Origin of the sequence: Calothrix anomala FACHB-343, assembly GCF_014696435.1 — a bacterium.
In the GTDB taxonomy this organism is placed as follows: Bacteria; Cyanobacteriota; Cyanobacteriia; order Cyanobacteriales; family Nostocaceae; genus Aulosira; species Aulosira anomala_A.
Genome location: NZ_JACJQG010000014.1, coordinates 85,513 through 103,278, shown reverse-complemented (window position 1 = coordinate 103,278; position 17,766 = coordinate 85,513). Strand labels below are relative to the sequence as shown.

Here is a 17,766-nt window from a genome sequence, read left to right as displayed (position 1 = left end):
CGCCATCAAGAGATTTGCACAATTCTCCCGAATTGACACCAATTGAATAGATACGATTTGTGTATTCCTACTGTGACATTGCTCAAGTCAAAAATTGGGATGGTTACATTTTTGGAAACTAAAAAATTGGGCATGGGGCATGGGGCATTGGGCATAGGTTATTAGGTGGGAAATATCTGCATTTAGCTTGGCAATGTCTGATGCGGTTGACAAATAACACCAATTAATATCTCAATTTCATGCCAATTTAGCGAAAATCTGCAAAAAGTTACTTTCGATAAAAGGGTAAAAATTAAAGAGAAGGATTATTACAGAACCAATGCAGCTTTTAAATGCAGTCAACTACTCTTTTCCTCTGCTGGCAAGCACAACAGAAACAGCAGATAGCTCAATGGTAGTCGCAGCAGTACTATTGAGCTTAGTAGTCATCTACCTCGCTAGCAAAGTTGGTGGGGAGTTATCCAATCGAGTTGGTTTACCGCCTGTTTTAGGCGAACTCGTTGGTGGTGTAATCGTTGGTATTTCTGTCTTACACCTTTTGGTATTTCCTGAAGCTGGTACAGATAGTTCTAGTTCGTTAATTATTTCTTTCTTGCAAAGCACTGCTGGATTAAGCCCACAAGCGGCTGATAGCGTGTTTACAGCGCAATCAGAGGTAATTTCGGTTTTAGCAGAATTGGGCGTGATCATCCTGCTATTTGAAATTGGCTTGGAGTCCAACTTAAAAGATTTAATGGCAGTTGGTATCCAAGCTACTATTGTGGCGATAGTAGGGGTAGTAGCACCCTTTGCTGCAGGTACTGTTGGATTAATGACTTTGTTTGGTGTGGGTGCTGTACCAGCAATTTTTGCTGGGGCGGCTTTAACAGCTACGAGTATTGGTATTACTTCCAAGGTACTTTCAGAAATTGGTCGTCTCAATTCTAAAGAAGGACAGATTATTCTTGGTGCGGCGGTAATTGATGACGTACTGGGAATTATTGTGTTAGCAGTGGTGGCGAGTTTAGCGAAAGATGGTGAAGTAGATGTAACTAAAGTCATTTATCTCATTATCTGTGCCACTGCTTTTTTACTGGGTGCGATCCTACTGGGTAATTTTTTTAACAAGTCTTTTGTCGCCATTGTCGATCGCCTCAAAACCAGAGGTGAATTGATTATCCCAGCATTTATCTTTGCCTTTGTGATGGCATATCTGGCGGCTGTGATTCAATTAGAAGCAATTCTCGGTGCTTTTGCGGCTGGTTTGGTTTTGGAAGAAACAGATAAGCGCAAAGAACTGCAAAAGCAAGTGATTCCTGTCGCTGATATGTTAGTCCCCATTTTCTTTGTTGTCGTTGGGGCAAAAACAGATTTAAGCGTATTAAACCCAGCCATTCCTAGCAATCGTGAAGGTTTGGTGATGGCAACTTTCCTGATTTTAGTCGCCATTATCGGTAAAGTGATTACGGGCTTAACGGTGTTTGGTCAACCACAAATCAACAGGTTGGCAATTGGTGTGGGGATGATTCCCAGGGGTGAAGTCGGATTAGTATTTGCTGGTGTTGGTGCGGCTAGTGGCGTCCTCTCTAAACCGCTAGGTGCAGCAATTATCATGATGGTAATCTTGACAACCTTTTTAGCGCCTCCCTTGTTACGGTTTGTCTTTCCAGACACAGACACAGCAACAGACTCAGAAAAACTAATTTTAGATGGTGCTGCGCCATCTTTAACTATAGAAAAACCTGCGTTGCTGGAGTCAGAAACTGATTTACGTGAAAGTTAACGATCTGCCTTGGGTAGAAACCCCCTGTTGATTTTACCTGAAGGTAGATTAAGACTGAGTTCTGAATCATTCTTGCTCAGAACTCAGTTACTAATTGCGATCGCTAATAGGTTGGTTGTTGAGCATTCTGTGTCAGTATTCTCCGAAGTATCTAGGGATTTAGCGGCGATACTAGGAAACTTCTCACTCGCTGACGCCGTCCCCTAAGATTGTCAATTTTAGTTTTTTATGATGACAATCAACCTTCGGAATGCGATCGGTTTCCAGGTTGTTCCGATTTTCTCTCGCCACTTCCGTTAAGTTTCGCGCAATTAGGGATTACCCAGCACCCGCCTGAAAAATTCAGTTTTTTCTTGCCTGAACCAAGAGAATATATTCATGGCGTTTCCTGACAACTGACGATTGTACAGACAAGGGTTATCGCGTCTCTAACAAATGACAAGAGAAGCGCAATAAACGTGTAAACTTATACATTGTTATCTATGTTGTGCTTGTGGCGCTCAAGTTTCATCAGGCAACAACAGCTAAATTTTGGTGGTGAAAGTGTGACAATTTGCCAATATCTTGAAATATTGACTATTCCCATGAATGCGAATTAGGAGAAATGGCTGTAAAACTACACTGGTTACTACCTAGTACTTTGGGGACTATCTGCTTGCTATCGTCACCAACCTTAGCAGCAAGGCTAGAATCTTGGCGTTTTGATAGCGACCAAAATCAACTAGAAATTAATACGGCTGGTGGTGTCCAGCCAAAAGCACAACTAATCTTCAATCCCACTCGTTTGGTGATTGATTTACCACAAACTGTATTTGGGCGTCCCCAGGTAACCCAAACAGTAGGTGGGGCGATTCGGTCGATTCGTGTGGGTCAATTTGACTCCGAAACAACCCGCATAGTAATTGAAATCACTCCTGGTTATACCATAGACCCCCAGAAGGTAAAATTTACGGGTATTAGCGCTAGTCGCTGGCTAGTGCAATTACCTAGATTAGAAGTAGTTAAATCACCTACGCCCAATAATAATGTTTACAACGCTGTGACAACCGATCCGGGTAATAGACCTAGACCGGAATTTTCTCCAGTTGTCAACACTGCTACTGGGATAACTCAAATTGAGAACTTACGAGTGACAGGTGATGGGTTTTTCATTCGCACTAGCGGTGGTAACCCAAAAATTCAAGTTAATCGCACAAGCGATCGCCAAGCAATTAATATCGACATCTCCGGCGCAGCTTTATCTCCCAAACTAGAGCAGCGGGATGTCTTAATTAACCGCTATGGTGTCAATCGCATTACCTTTAGCCAATTGCAATCACAACCGCCTGTGGTACGCATGACCATGCGGGTAGACAGTAATAGTCCTGATTGGCGAGCAAGCGGCAGCAGCGTGGGCGGGTTTGTGGTTCTGCCCAATAAGGGTATAGTAAGATTACCGGAAAATAATCAACCTCCAGTAAATTCTAATACCGATTCTCAGGCAACAATTCAAGCCATCGAACTCGGTGGCGATGGTAGCCAACTGTTGATTCGCGCCGATCAGCCTCTATCAGCCACATCTGGGTGGGATAGAACCAGTGGTCTGTTTCGTATCACCATTAATAATGCCAAATTATCTCCTAGAGTCACCGGGCCGACATTAAATGCTAATAGCCCAGTGTTACGGGTGAGAGTGCAACCCCAGGAATCGAATACTGTAGTTGTTCTAATTCAACCTGCTGCGGGAGTGCGAATTGGCGAACTCAACCAAAATAACGGGTTTTTGGCACTGCAATTACAGCGTTCTTCCCAAGTGAGACCGCCTATAGGGTTACCACCCTTACCATCACCTGGGAACACATTACCAGATCCCAGCATTCCTAATCCGCCACCCGCACCTCAGCCAGGCTCCCGTCCCCCAAACATTGGACGAGCTGTAGTGGTTATTGACCCAGGTCACGGTGGTAAAGACCCAGGAGCAATTGGGATTGGTGGAGTGCGAGAGAAGGATATTATCCTACCCATTGGTAGAAGAGTAGCAGAAATCTTGCAACAAAATGGCGTGCAAGTGATTATGACAAGAAACTCTGACTATTTTGTCAGCCTACCAGGGCGGGTAGAAATGGCAGAGAGAGCCAACGCCAGTGTATTTGTGAGTATTCATGCTAACTCAGTAGGATTGGGGCGTCCTGAAGTTAGTGGTTTAGAAACCTACTACTACGACAACGGTTTAGGTTTAGCTCGCGCGGTTCATAACAGCATTCTCCAAAGCGTGAATGTCCGAGATCGCAGAGTCAGACGAGCCAGATTTTATGTGCTGAGAAAAAGTTCTATGCCCTCGATTTTGGTAGAAACCGGCTATTTAACGGGTCGGGAAGATGTTGCCAATTTAAAAACTTCAAGTTATCAAAATCAAATGGCAGAAGCGATCGCTCGCGGTATTCTCCAGTACTTACGACAAAGATAAGAAAATAAGTAGTAACTTTTGGGTAATTTCACTTAAAGGTTACTTATTTTCTCTCACATCAGGGTCATCCAATCATCAGTAAATTACTCAATAAAATGTCAATAGTCATTTGTCATTTGTCATTTGTGAGAGACGCGATAACCCTTGTCTGTACCATTAATTGTCTTTATTCTTCCTTCCCTTGTCTTCCTTGTCTTCCTTCCCCTTCCCCTTCTCAATGCCCAATGCCCAATGCCCAATGCCCCTAAACATTATTGCTGCAAAAAAAAATTATAAAATACCGCCTCTATTTCCCAGGAAATTAATCTCTTATGTACTGCTAGGCACACCTATTCATAAATATTTTTCTCAATATTGAAAGAGTAGCTGTCACCAACCTGAAAAGCCTATTTGATAATAGTTCTATTTTTACAATCGGTGCATTAACTACTAACAATCAAAACAAATTAACAGCAATTTTGGATTGATTACATCAGCTTAACTTTAGTTATCTTTTTTCTGGTGTACCTTGACAATTTCTTGGCTAAAAATTAGCAATGCTAGCAGCATGGCAGAATTACAAAGATATGTTACAATGCTTCGCCATTAGCTGTGTCTTTAATCCCAGCGAGAAATGTTTTGCTGCATTCCATCTCTAGTGTGGGCGGTGACGGTGTGAGGAACAAACGACATTTTAATAGCCGAAAGGCTCCCATAAATACGAATTAGGAGAAAAAATTGTGAAATTACACTGGTTACTACCCGGTACTTTTGGAACTATCCTCATATTGTCGTCGCCAGTTTTTGCAGCGAGACTAGAATCTTGGCGTTTTGACGCTAATCAAAATGTATTAGAAATCAACACTGCAGGTGGGGTACAACCTAAAGCACAGCTGATCTTCAACCCCACTCGCTTGGTAATTGATTTACCACAAACTGTATTTGGGCGTCCCCAAGTCACTCAGCCTGTAGGTGGTGCGATTCAGTCCGTGCGTGTCGGTCAATTTGACCCAGAAACCACCCGCATTGTGGTCGAACTGGCTCCCGGTTATACCATAGACCCGGAACAGGTAAAATTTACAGGTCTTAGCGCCAGCCGTTGGACAGTAAAATTACCTAACCCCAAACCTGAGCAGGTAGCAGTCTTAGCTGACGCTAACAGGCCGCAACCAGACTCATCAGGGGTGGTAGTTCCTTCTAATACATCGCCAATCCCACCAACTAATCCATCAACTAATGTTTATAACAACGTAGTTAAAACCGGGCCAATTACCCCTATCAATGACCGCACCGCAGTTAACACAGCTACTGGGGCGACGCAAATTGAGAACTTACGGGTGACTGGTGATGGATTTTTCATCCGCACTAGCGGCGATACCCCGAAAATTCAAGTCAATCGCACAAGCGATCGCAAAGCCATTAATGTTGATATTACAGGCGCTTCTTTATCCCCACAACTAGAGCAGCGCGATGTCTTGATTAACCGCTATGGTGTCAATCGGATTATTTTTAGCCAATTACCATCGCAACCCCCAGTAGTACGTATGACCATGCGGGTAGACAGCAATAGCCCCGATTGGCGCGCTATTAGCAGTACTATGGGCGGTTTTGTGCTTTTACCCAACAGTGGTGTGGTGCGATTACCAGGAAATAATAATCCAGCACCTGTAAATTCTAATACCGACTCTCCAGCCACAATTCAAGCCATCGAACTCGGTGGAAATGGGACTCAACTATTGATTCGTGCTGACCAACAGTTATCAGCTACAGGTGGATGGGATAGAACGAGTGGTCTATTTCGCATCACCATTAACAATGCTAAATTGTCTCCCAGAGTCACCGGGCCTGCCTTAGACGCTAATAGCCCCATTCTGAGGGTGAGAGTCCAACCCCAAGAAGCGAATACTGTAGTTGTTTACGTTCAACCAGCAGCTGGGGTACAAATTGGCGAACTCAACCAAGTTGGTAGTCAGCTGATAGCTCTACAATTACAACGATCTCGTTCAGTCACAGCGCCTAGAACTCCCCCTGTAGTTTTACCGCCACTACCACTACCAAATCAAGGACAATTACCAGACCCCGTCACAGATAATCCGCCAACTGTATCCCAGCCAGTCCCCAGCCCAACAGTACCCAGAGGTAAATTATTAGTAGTAATTGATCCTGGACATGGCGGTAAAGACTCCGGCGCACCCGGTTTAGGTGGGTTGTTAGAAAAAGATGTAGTTTTACCGATTGGAATTCAAGTTGCGAGAATTTTAGAACGCAATGGCGTACAAGTCGTCCTCACCAGAGATGCTGACTTTTTTGTCGAACTTCAGGGAAGGGTAGATATAGCCGAGCGAGTCAATGCGACTGCGTTTGTCAGCATTCACGCCAATTCTGTAGATAAACGCTCTGATGTCAATGGTCTAGAAGTATATTATTACGACAGTGGTTATGCTTTAGCCGAAACAGTCCGCAATTCAATTCTGAATAATATTAGTACCATCAAAGACCGAGGAACCCGTAAAGCCAGATTTTACGTCCTCAGAAAAAGCTCTATGCCCTCAATTTTGGTAGAAACTGGCTATATGACTGGTCGAGAAGACAATCCGAGATTAGGTAATCCAGCATACCAAAGTCGCATGGCTGAAGCGATCGCCAATGGTATTCTCAGGTACCTCAAACGGATATAACTGGACGAGAGAAGAGAATAACTGTATTGGCGGGTTTACGGATATTCTCTCTCACCAATGACCAATGACCAAAAAAATGGGATACAAGCCCCGTCCTGACTTCGACAGGCTCAGTAACCATCTAGGACTGCTTGATGTTATTATAGTATTTGATACCAACTATTCCAGTATCAAACGTGTTTATCTACGAGTTTAAAGTCAATCCAAAGCTACAACAAACAACCGCTATTGATGAAGCAATTAGGACATCTCAGTTTATCCGAAATAAAGTGCTGCGTTATTGGATGGATAATCGTGGTGTTGGGAAGACAGAAATGTTTAGATATAACACGTTGTTAAGGAAGGAATTTAAGTTTGTGGAGGACTTAAACTCTCATGCTTGTCAAACTGCTGTTGAGCGAGTTTTAAAAGCAGTTAACCGCTTTTACGATAACTGCAAGAAGCAAATTCCAGGCAAAAAGGGGTATCCCAAGTTCAAGAAAAATACTCGCTCTGTTGAATATAAAGTCTCTGGATGGAAACTGTCAGAAAATAGGAAGCATATTACTTTCACGGATAAAAAAAGAATAGGAACTCTGAAGCTGATAGGGACTAGAGACTTAAACTTTTATCAACTAGAGCAAATCAAGCGAGTCAGGATTGTACGCCGTGCCGATGGGTATTATGTGCAATTCTCGGTGCAATTAGACCCCAGGGATACTGTTAAGCCAATAACTCCCAGTCAAAAAGCAGTGGGTATTGATGTGGGTATCAAGTATTTCCTGGCAGATAGCCAAGGCAACACTGAACCCAACCCGCAGTTTTACCGCCAAGGAGAAAAACAGTTAAGCCGTCTCAATCGGAGAAGCTCTAAGAAATACAAAAAAGGCAATCTACCCTTCGACTCCGCTCAGGGCAGGCAGTCTCAGAATTATCACAAAGCTAGGCAGCGATATGCCCGTAAACATTTAAGGGTAAGTAGGCAGCGAGAAGAGTTTGTCAAGAGAGTGGCACTCCGCTTAATCAAGTCTAACGACTTAGTAGCCTATGAAGATTTAAATGTTAAAGGCATGGTGAAAAATCGACATCTGGCTAAGTCGATAAGTGATGCAGGATGGTCAAAGTTTCGCTCTTGGCTAGATTATTTTGGTTATAAATACGGGAAGATAACCATTGCTGTTGCTCCCCATAATAGTAGCCAAAATTGTTCTAACTGTGGTGACAAGGTGCAGAAGTCTCTATCAACTAGAACTCATATTTGTCATCATTGTGGATTTGTTGAGGATAGGGACATTAATGCTGCTATCAATATCTTGCACAAGGGACTAAGTACCGTGGGGCACACGGGAGCTTATAAGCTTGGGGAGTTTGATCCTCTAGCTTCGTTGGAGCAATCCTGCGAAGGTAAGATTGAACTGTGAACCAAGAATCCCCGCCCTTATAGGGCGGCGGAGTGTCAACCACTAAATCCTGTATCTTAGTTCAAAAAACCTCAACCCAATATTTGCCCGTGTATTCATCTTCCATTTTTGAAGGTAATCTGAATAATTTTTCTGGACAAGAACCCCAACGCGCGCCTATCGGTATCTTTGATAGCGGCGTTGGTGGTTTGACAGTATTAAGACAATTTTATCGGCAACTTCCTAACGAATCTGTTATTTATTTTGGCGATACTGCTCGATTGCCCTATGGCATTCGTTCTCAAGCAGAAATTTTACAGTATGTCCGCGAAATTTTGACCTGGATGCAACAGCAACAGGTCAAAATGGTGATTATGGCTTGTAATACTAGTTCTGCTTTAGCCTTAGATATCGTTCGCGAGGAATTTGACTTACCCATTCTGGGTGTGATTCTCCCCGGTGCAAAAGCGGCGGTAGAACAAGGTAAGCGGATTGGGGTGATTGCTACTCCAGCCACAGCTAAGAGTAATGCCTATAAGCAAGCCATACTGGAAATCGATCCTCATGTTCAAGTTTGGCAGGTAGGTTGTCCCGAATTTGTGCCTTTAATTGAACAAAACCGGATTCATGACCCCTATACTATGGAAGTAGCACGCTCTTACCTAGAGCCGTTACTCCAGCAGCAAATCGATACATTAGTTTACGGCTGTACCCATTATCCCCACCTAGCACCTGTACTGCGATCGCTTCTCCCGGCTCATGTTAAACTCGTCGATCCGGCGGTGAATGTAGTCGCTGCTTGCGCCCAAGATTTAGACATTCTCGGTTTAAGAAATACCCATCCGCCATTACCCACTCGCTTTGCTGTTAGCGGTTGCGGTCAGCAGTTTGCTCAATCAGGATTGCAGTGGTTAGGCTATACTCCCCTTGTGGAAGAAGTTTGCTTCACCGACGCTAAAGTCTCCCATCTATAACAAGACTTTTTGGGATAACCAACCATAAATCAAGAGTCAACAGTCAGTTAAGTCTTGACTGTTGACTCTTGCGTATTGAATATTCATCATTGACTATTGACTATTAACAGCCTCACTCACCTTTGGTGCTACTGATAGCTCTTGTTCGTGTTTTCCTTTATGGGAAAAAGAAATATTTGTAGTCTCAGTATTTTTACCTGTACGCTTTGCTAATGCTAACAGTAGGTAGACAGTGAACAAATATCCAGCAGCTAACATAAAAATCATCATAGGCATGTTTCCGTACATCATTGTTCTACCAGCACCTTTATCTAACGAATATGCAATTTCATAACCTCAGCAAAATCTTTGCCAAACAAGCTAATTGTTGTTGGCTGTGATTTGCTATGCTAGACTACGCCGTAGAGTGACAACGCTCGACGGCTAACGGATTTATTATGGAAATTATTGGCGCAGACTATACATTTCAGAGCAAGCTAAATTGCCAAATAGCAATCCCTTGCTGCGCTCCTCAGCATTCTACCTAGTCCGCGTTTGGCTGCGAATACACAATTTAGAAAAGCAACGCCAACGCTCAATGTCAAGACAAAACGAGCATTTCCCCGAAGGGTAGCGCCTAGCTCTTACCAAAAAGTTTCGCAGGTCGCCAGTATAAATTCAGGAATTACTTCCTAGATTTCACCGCGACTATGTATTGACTCACAACTGCTGTATGCTAAATTACCTATCGGCAATTTAACTTTGGCGGGTGAATATCTGAAAAATTTAAAATCCCTAGATCTTAGCGTAACACAAGGTTCCTGACTTTTAAGCCATCTTCGCAGCTAAATTTGAAATTTTCTCAAGGACTTAACTGAACTCGCAAAAATTAGTCACCCTGAGATAAATACTTAGTAATTAATCTGTTAAATGACTAAAAATTATACATAACTTTTATGGTGACAAAAGTTACATAGTATAGTTTATGGAAATTGATATTTTGTAGCTAAAACCTTTCTCCAAAGCTAAGAACTCAATGAAACTAAAGATTCATAGCTGGCTACAAACAATACATTTAATATACTTAATTATCATTACCTAAGTATTTTCCCTGATAATTGTTAACTAGAGTCAGCAAATGAATGCCAATGAGCTAGCAAATACAACTTTATGAGTAAAAATACTTAAACAATTTTAATTTAAATAATTAGATTATTTTCAGTAGCTTACAATACATTTTAATTATAAAAATAGTTAATCAAGTATGACATAAAAAATATCATTTTTGTCAAAATCTCTGGAAAAGCCTCAAGCCTTGAGGTATGGGCTTGAGAGATTGAGGGATTCCCCGATTGAGACGTTGCGCTGAACCTGGGTTATCTTAAAATGAGTATAGGATATGTAAACTTTCTTAATCTAAGCCAGAGTCCGCCCATCCATGACCCCAGCCACCTCCCTGTTTACCCCTGTGGAAGCAGACCTGCGAATACTAGCAGATAATCTCAAACAGCTAGTTGGAAATCGCCACCCCATACTTTATGCAGCAGCCGAACATTTATTTGGAGCTGGGGGAAAGCGTATTAGACCAGCGATCGTTCTGCTGATAGCGCGAGCCACTATGCTAGAACAAGACATTACCCCGCGTCACCGAAGGTTAGCGGAGATTACAGAAATGATCCACACCGCCAGCTTGGTGCATGACGATGTAGTGGACGAATCTCAGATGCGTCGCGGCGTGCCAACCGTTCATAGCTTGTTTGGTAACCGAATTGCCGTATTAGCCGGAGATTTTCTGTTTGCTCAATCTTCTTGGTATTTGGCAAACTTGGACAACTTGGAAGTGGTAAAATTACTCTCTGAAGTAATTATGGATTTGGCTGCCGGAGAAATCCAGCAGGGACTAAATCGCTTTGATGCGAATACTTCCATTGAGACTTATCTCAACAAAAGCTATTACAAAACTGCCTCATTAATCGCCAATAGTTCTAAAGCAGCTGGGTTACTGAGCGAAGTCTCCCCAGAAGATGCCCAGCATTTGTATAACTATGGACGCAATCTGGGTTTAGCATTCCAGATTGTCGATGATATTTTAGATTTCACTAGTTCTACAGATACATTGGGTAAACCAGCCGGATCTGACTTGAAAAGTGGTAATCTCACCGCCCCAGTTTTATTTGCCTTAAAGGAAAAACCATATTTAGAAGTGCTGATTGAACGGGAATTTGCCCAAGAAGGCGATTTAGAACAAGCACTTTTATTAATTCAAGAAAGTCAAGGCATCCAAAAGGCGCGAGAATTAGCCGCCCACCATGCCAAACTAGCAACAGAGCATATGACCGTTCTCCCCCACTCAGAACCGCGTCAAGCCTTAATTAACATGGCTGACTATGTTTTAAGTCGGCTGTATTAGGGACTAGGGGCTAGGGAACAAACAATTCAAAATTCAAAATTCAAAATTCAAAATTAAGAATTAAGAATTATATTTGACTTTTGCCCAATGCCCAATGCCCCATACCCAATGCCCAATGCCCCATACCCAATGCCCCATGCCCAATGCCCCATTACGCAATGTCAGGGGGAAGTTGATTTGGCGATCGCTTTTTTTGTAAATGTTTCTGAATTTGCTTTTGTAAGTCAGCGCGTGACACCTCGACGGCATTTTTAGTTGTGCCAGGAGTCTCAAAAAAAACTATACTGTCTACTGGTTCTAATGCCATTAGTTGGAACAAAATATGAGTCACAGGAATAGCAATTGCTGTTATCTGCGCCTCAATTCCAGCATTAGCGGTAGCTGTGGCATCCTGTAAGCTAGGAAAAGCGTAAACCACCCGCTTTGCTAATTTACGGTTTGCTCGATTGCTCAATGTAGTTAAAACCCACTCTGAATCCAAACTTTGGAGAATATAATACTGAGGGTGACGTAACTGATGAGCGATCGCCTGCAAAACAGGGGCAATTGCTGCCACAATTTGTGGTGTCATAACATCTTGGGGTGCATTATCAATCAACAATTGAATTTGTGCGTCTATATCCATATAACTTGTCCACGGCTCCTGGGTAATGGCTATAACATCAAAACCAAGTGTGAATAATCCCACTCAAAATGGGAATAATAAACATAGTCCACATCCTGAATGCAGGATCGTATGCGTTTAGCTTATACGCAAAATTCATCCAGCCAACACCCACGGTCGTACAGGTTGTGTTTAAGTATGTTAGGGTCTTTTAAAAACAGAGACTATGAATTCAGCCGCAACCGCAACTATTCAGGGAGAGAATTCTATCGGCGTGGAGGTGATATTTCAACTCCTATTTAAGGAGCTTCAGCAATCAACCAAAGCTTCGGAACAAAATTGCCACGATGTGGCAACACGTATTGCTGCCGAAGTCTACCGGATTTGCCAAGAAAGCAAACGCATCCAAGCATCCGGTTCTGTGGAAAACTCAGCCATGACTTTAGCCAAACATCGGCTACAGCAGTGTTTGAGATATTATCAGCTGGGTTCCAATCGGGGTAGGGTAGAACTACATAGCACCTTAAGCGCGATTATCTACCGTTATATCAATCCTCCCCAGAGGCAATTGAGTTATCAAGGGCGGTTGACGATCATTGAAGATTTCCTGCAAGGTTTTTATTTGGAAGCCTTAAATGCTTTCCGTCGGGAAAATCAACTGCCAATGGCCTATCGCCCCCAATCTCTGCTGGAATTGGCAGAATATATGGCATTTACGGAACGCTATGGTAAGCGGCGCATTCCCTTGCCTGGGCGTCAGCAGCAGCTGATTATCCTGCGAGCGCAAACTTTCTCGCAACAACAACCTCCAGAAACGACTGTAGATATTGAACAAGCGGCAGAAGGTAGTGCTAACGAACCTGATGGTTCTTGGGAAGAGCCAGCCGTACAACAATTGCGTTCGGCAATGGCTACGCAAGCAGAACCAGAGCCAGAAGAAGACACCTTGCGCTCTGTCGTGATTACAGAATTATTAAATTATTTAGAACAGCGCCAACAAACCGATTGTGCTGATTACTTTACTCTGCGCTTACAAGATCTTTCCGCACAGGAAATTGAGTCAATTTTAGGTTTAACCCCTCGTCAGAGGGATTACTTACAACAGAGGTTTAAATATCATTTAATTCGGTTTGCCTTGTTGCATCGTTGGGAACTAGTCCATGAATGGTTGGAAGCTTCCTTACCGACGAATTTAGGCTTAACCCCGCAACAGTGGCAAGCTTATACAGCAGAACTAGACGATAAACAGCGATCGCTACTAGATCTAAAGCAACAAGGACAACCTGATGAAAAAATCGCTAAAACTTTAGGTTTGTCTATGGCACAATTACAAAAACGATGGTTCAAAATTCTTGAACAAGCTTGGGAAATTCGTAACTCTTTAGTGTCCGGATCGGGTGCATCTACTCATGAATAGTGACTCAGAATCCTTTCATCACCAATTACTATCTTGGGTGTTGGCAGATACTGCCACCACCTTTGAGTCGTCCTCGGTAGATCGTCAGGAAATTGACGGGGTAGACAACCCTCTCAAACAAGCTACCACCTCAACTAGTGGTGAGCTAGAGTCGGGAGTAAAACCCCAAACCTTTCAACTGGGAGAAATTCCTACTGTGCAAGAACGTTTTCAAGCTGTCCTCAAACGTCGTTTACAACTCCAAATTCAGAATCAGCCGCCTTTATTTCCTTGGGAAACCCAATTACTAGACTATCCCGATTACGCCGACGAGCAATCGCTAGTATTAGTTCCCGCCTGGGGATGGGTGGCGCAACAGTCTAAATTGAATTTACCAATCGCTCTGCCGGAAAGCATTTTCCGTCAATTGCTGGAAAAGTGTCAAGTTTTGTTGACATCTTCCTTGCCCTTGGGAGCCAAATTAGTCCAAGTAGTAGAGGACTTATTCCCTAACGAGGGTCAAGCTTTAAATGACATAGCTGGATTGGTGCTGAGAAGCAATGTTCGCTCTCCCGAAACCTTGGAGACTATGCCCGATCTTCAGAGCGATTATGCCAATTTAAAACAACGTCAACAAATGGCGTTATCCCTAATAGCAGCTAAACAACTGTTAGATAATTTGACAATACCAGTTTCCCTGGCTAATCCAGTGGTGGAAAGAGAATGGCTGACTAGTGCAGGTGTGCTGCAACTCAAAGTAGAGTATCAGTCTCAGGGACAAACAGGCAAGCTCCGCGTCGCAGGTAAGTTACCCACCCAAGGAGTGTTCACCCTCAAAGGACAAGGTACCAGAGCAGTTGGTCAATCGGCTAATTCAGGCAACCTGAGTGTAGAATTACACTGCCAGCAATTCAATCAAACTTATACCTTAGAAGTGGATTTCCCAGAAATTGAACAACAGCCCCTGGTGTTTTTAATTACCCCAACAACATAGACCGCAATATCAGCACATCATCACTGCTAGCACTATATATTGAGAAACGCCGATAGATAATTAATGATTTCCTGGTTTTGAAACTTATCTTTTTTTTTCGACAAGCGGTATTGAGGAAGCCTACGCAAATATATATTGATTGGTAGAACCTAGCACAAGACAAGTAGATTCCCGTAGGCATATTGTTAATTGGTTACTATGCTCCTCAGGGAATTCCCCTTCGCTAAAGGCGTTTCCATAGAGTAGGGTAGGGTAGTTGGTTTCCATCTCCAACCTAGTTTCCTTCGCCTCTACATCATCGCTGTGCTTGTACTTTAAATGTTTAACTTATCCAGGATCAATCAGTTTTGGCGTCTACCTGTAGCAGATGACTACCGGCGACAAAATCAGCAGGGTTCGCCGCTTTTAGCAGTGGAAGATTCAATTTCCCTACGAGTGCTAGTGCTAGCGTTAGTAATTATGGGAATTGTGGCGACAGATATTGCAGGCGAGACTCAATTTAGTCTGTGGGCGATACCTGTAAGTTTCATGGGTGCAATTTGGAGTTACCGCAGTCGCCGCGATCGCAATACTAGTGTGAAATTTTGCATTGCCATTGGCATGTTAGTTGCACTGGGTGCTTTTTTTGGTCGCTTGATAGGGGAATTAAATGATACCAGACTGAGTTTGGCAGAATTATTAATTCAACTGCAAATCCTTCACAGCTTTGATACGCCCCGCCGTAAGGATTTGGGCTATTCAATTGTCATTGGCTTAATTTTACTAGGGGTGGCGGCAACCCTGAGCCAAACTTTAGCATTTGCGCCTGTGCTACTGTTATTTTTGGCGATCGCGCTGCCAACTTTAGTATTAGACTACCGATCCAGGCTGGGCTTGGAGAAGTTAAACTTTAAACGACAAAAGGTAAAAGGGAAACAATTGTCTTCTCTTTTACCTTTTTATTGTTTATTATTTGCTATTATTGTCGCCTTAGGCTTGGCAATTTTTGCTGTGATGCCAAGATTACCGGGCTATCAATTACGCACCTTTCCTGTGAGTTCTAATATTAACGTTCAAGGGGAATTTACAGGACGTAGTATTATTAATCCTGGTTATGTGCGTCAAGGGAATAATCAAGGTGAAGGTGGTAGCGGTACGGCTAATGGCCAAGGTAGTAATGGCGAACCAGGAACTGTAGATAATAATTTTTATTATGGCTTTAATAGCCAGATGAATCAAAACCTGCGGGGAGCAATGAAACCCAAGGTGGTGATGCGAGTGCGATCGCAAGCTGCGGGTTTTTGGCGAGTCTTGGCATTTGACCAGTATACAGGTAAAGGCTGGAAAATTTCTCGCAATGATGATGTTACCACTCTGAGGCGATCGCCTTGGAATGCGCAAATCAATCTCAACACCCCGGTAATTGCTGGTAACGGTCAAGAAATAGTACAAACTTATACAGTAGTAGCAGATTTACCAAATTTAATTCCGGCGCTGTCTTATCCCAAGGAACTTTACTTTCCCACACCGATGATCGCTGTGGATCAAGAGAATGGCTTGCGCGCGCCTGTACAATTATCAGAAGGATTCACTTATACAGTAGTTTCTGAAGTACCATATCGCGATCGCACTGCTTTAGGACAAGCTTCGACTAAATATCCCCAGTCAATTCAAAAATACTATCTGCAAATCCCGCCAAAGATTGCCGATAAGGTGAGACAACGCACCGAAGAAATCCTCGCTAACTACAATCGAGAACGGGTAGCCAAGTCATTAAAAAGCCTAGATTCACCTTATGAAAAAGCTTTGTATTTGGCGCAATATTTAAAACAAAACTACTTTACCCCAGAAAATCCCTTAGATTTGCCTTATTTGAGTGATAATGAAGATTTGGTAGAAGCTTTTTTATTCAAACATAAAGGCGGTTACCCAGATCATTATTCCACAGTACTCACAGTCATGCTGCGTTCCATCGGGATTCCGGCGCGGTTAGTAGCGGGATTCAGCCCCGGAGAGTTTAATCCTTTCACGGGGATGTATGTGGTAAAGAACACAGATGCCTATGCCATGACCGAAGTATACTTCCCTAAATATGGGTGGTTTGCCTTCGATCCGATTCCCAATCATCCCTTAATACCCCCTTCCATTGAAGATGTCGAGACATTTGGCGTTTTGCGTCAATTTTGGCAATGGGTAGCCGGTTGGGTTCCCTCACCGATTCGCGGTTGGTTTGATTATCTCTTGGGTACAATTTTGAGAGAGATTTTTAGAGCGATCGCTTGGTTTTTTGCTTTATTCTCTCAAGGTTGGCTAGGTGTATTAACTGGCTTAATTCTGTCAACTACCACAGCTTTCTTTTGTTGGTTAGGTTGGGAACAGTGGCGCGAGTGGATGAACCGTCGCTGGTTGAAAAAACTCTCGCCAATGGAAAGCTTATATCAACAAATGCTGCAATGGACAGCTAAAAAAGGTTTAGGCAAACATCCAGCACAAACACCGCTAGAATACGCCAGAGTAGCTTATCAGCATCATTCACCAGCCAATGCGGAAATCATAGATGAAATCTGCCAAGCCTATGTTAGCTGGCGTTATGGGGGCTACAGTCCTAATATGCAGCAATTAAGAGAGAAATGGCGAAACTTCCAAGCTGCTACTAATACAAAATAATCAATAAGTTTTGCGGCTATTTGAAATAATTCGGGTAAGGGAAAAGTAATTTTTCCCTTATTTTTTTGTTTGATATGCAACTTTAAAAATAGTTTCTAATAGGAATTTGAAAAAAGAATGCGACAGATTGTAGGGGCAAGGCAATGCCCATTGGTGTCAACTTAACGCGAAACCCTTATCCTAACTGGCTCCCATGCTCTGCGTGGGAGCGATGATCTGTGGGCTGCTGCCTCAATTTATTCAGAAGACGAGGCGGAGCCTCGCAATACGCATTTCCAGCCGGAGGCTGGAAACGAGATAGAGAAAAGTTTTGAGCTTAAGTTGACACAGGTGGGCATTGCCTTGCCCTCTAGAATATATTGATGTGTCGTAAATTCTTTTGAAAGATATCAATATTCAAAAGGAGAATATTGGTTTGAAGAAGCAATCAAACGAGGGGCTGATCCTAGAGATATGGATTCGGAAATCAGGCGAGTAGTCAAAAATACTAAAGATGAGAATAAGCGTCAAGAAGTAGTA

12 protein-coding genes are annotated in these 17,766 nt (G+C 43.0%); 9 read left to right on the top strand and 3 right to left on the bottom strand.

The features are described from left to right. Positions 1-5 precede the first annotated feature (5 nt). The gene (locus tag H6G08_RS38110; RefSeq protein ID WP_277877811.1) at positions 6-134 is read right to left on the bottom strand and encodes a hypothetical protein; all 129 of its coding nucleotides are present in this window, start codon (positions 132-134) and stop codon (positions 6-8) included. 185 nt (positions 135-319) lie between these two features. Between H6G08_RS38110 and H6G08_RS10355 the strand changes: the two genes are divergently transcribed. The 5 genes from H6G08_RS10355 to murI all read left to right on the top strand — a co-directional run bounded on the left by H6G08_RS10355 (position 320) and on the right by murI (position 9,218). Continuing rightward, positions 320-1,762 (top strand): cation:proton antiporter, encoded by a 1,443-nt coding sequence (locus H6G08_RS10355; RefSeq protein WP_190541351.1) that lies wholly within the window; start codon positions 320-322, stop codon positions 1,760-1,762. Positions 1,763-2,366: 604 nt separating this feature from the next. Continuing rightward, positions 2,367-4,208, top strand: a complete 1,842-nt coding sequence (locus tag H6G08_RS10350; protein ID WP_190541348.1) for an N-acetylmuramoyl-L-alanine amidase — start codon at positions 2,367-2,369, stop codon at positions 4,206-4,208. Between the two features lie 719 nt (positions 4,209-4,927). Beyond that, positions 4,928-6,865 (top strand): N-acetylmuramoyl-L-alanine amidase, encoded by a 1,938-nt coding sequence (locus tag H6G08_RS10345; protein WP_190541345.1) that lies wholly within the window; start codon positions 4,928-4,930, stop codon positions 6,863-6,865. Positions 6,866-7,041: 176 nt separating this feature from the next. Beyond that, positions 7,042-8,265 (top strand): RNA-guided endonuclease InsQ/TnpB family protein, encoded by a 1,224-nt coding sequence (locus H6G08_RS10340; RefSeq protein WP_190541342.1) that lies wholly within the window; start codon positions 7,042-7,044, stop codon positions 8,263-8,265. Between the two features lie 89 nt (positions 8,266-8,354). Continuing rightward, positions 8,355-9,218 (top strand): glutamate racemase, encoded by an 864-nt coding sequence (gene murI / locus H6G08_RS10335; RefSeq protein ID WP_190541339.1) that lies wholly within the window; start codon positions 8,355-8,357, stop codon positions 9,216-9,218. 93 nt (positions 9,219-9,311) lie between these two features. Here the strand turns inward: murI and H6G08_RS10330 are convergent, their stop codons facing one another. After that, complete coding sequence (locus H6G08_RS10330; protein WP_190541335.1) at positions 9,312-9,509, bottom strand: hypothetical protein; 198 nt, start codon at positions 9,507-9,509, stop codon at positions 9,312-9,314. Positions 9,510-10,635: 1,126 nt separating this feature from the next. Here H6G08_RS10330 and sds point away from each other — a divergent pair. Continuing rightward, positions 10,636-11,607: a solanesyl diphosphate synthase gene (gene sds, locus H6G08_RS10325; protein WP_190541332.1), complete on the top strand. Its 972-nt coding sequence runs from the start codon at positions 10,636-10,638 to the stop codon at positions 11,605-11,607. 151 nt (positions 11,608-11,758) lie between these two features. On the opposite strand, the gene H6G08_RS10320 is transcribed toward sds, so the two are convergent. Beyond that, entirely contained in the window at positions 11,759-12,232 is a 474-nt protein-coding gene (locus tag H6G08_RS10320) for a hypothetical protein (RefSeq protein ID WP_190541328.1), read from the bottom strand. A gap of 205 nt (positions 12,233-12,437) precedes the next feature. Between H6G08_RS10320 and hetZ the strand changes: the two genes are divergently transcribed. From hetZ to H6G08_RS10305, 3 genes are all read left to right on the top strand, one after another. Beyond that, positions 12,438-13,628, top strand: a complete 1,191-nt coding sequence (hetZ, locus tag H6G08_RS10315; protein ID WP_096645028.1) for a heterocyst differentiation protein HetZ — start codon at positions 12,438-12,440, stop codon at positions 13,626-13,628. Next, entirely contained in the window at positions 13,621-14,601 is a 981-nt protein-coding gene (locus tag H6G08_RS10310; protein ID WP_190541326.1) for a PatU, read from the top strand. Before hetZ ends, H6G08_RS10310 begins: the two co-directional genes overlap by 8 nt. 318 nt (positions 14,602-14,919) lie before the next feature. After that, positions 14,920-17,247, top strand: a complete 2,328-nt coding sequence (locus tag H6G08_RS10305) for a transglutaminase TgpA family protein (protein WP_190541324.1) — start codon at positions 14,920-14,922, stop codon at positions 17,245-17,247. The last annotated feature ends 519 nt before the right edge of the window (positions 17,248-17,766 follow it).

Coding starts and splice junctions, on each gene's coding strand:
- H6G08_RS38110 (WP_277877811.1), bottom strand. CDS start 134: ATGCCCAATTTTTTAGTTTCCAAAAATGTAACCATCCCAATTTTTGAC.
- H6G08_RS10355 (WP_190541351.1), top strand. CDS start 320: ATGCAGCTTTTAAATGCAGTCAACTACTCTTTTCCTCTGCTGGCAAGC.
- H6G08_RS10350 (WP_190541348.1), top strand. CDS start 2,367: ATGGCTGTAAAACTACACTGGTTACTACCTAGTACTTTGGGGACTATC.
- H6G08_RS10330 (WP_190541335.1), bottom strand. CDS start 9,509: ATGATGTACGGAAACATGCCTATGATGATTTTTATGTTAGCTGCTGGA.
- sds (WP_190541332.1), top strand. CDS start 10,636: ATGACCCCAGCCACCTCCCTGTTTACCCCTGTGGAAGCAGACCTGCGA.
- H6G08_RS10320 (WP_190541328.1), bottom strand. CDS start 12,232: ATGGATATAGACGCACAAATTCAATTGTTGATTGATAATGCACCCCAA.
- hetZ (WP_096645028.1), top strand. CDS start 12,438: ATGAATTCAGCCGCAACCGCAACTATTCAGGGAGAGAATTCTATCGGC.
- H6G08_RS10310 (WP_190541326.1), top strand. CDS start 13,621: ATGAATAGTGACTCAGAATCCTTTCATCACCAATTACTATCTTGGGTG.
- H6G08_RS10305 (WP_190541324.1), top strand. CDS start 14,920: ATGTTTAACTTATCCAGGATCAATCAGTTTTGGCGTCTACCTGTAGCA.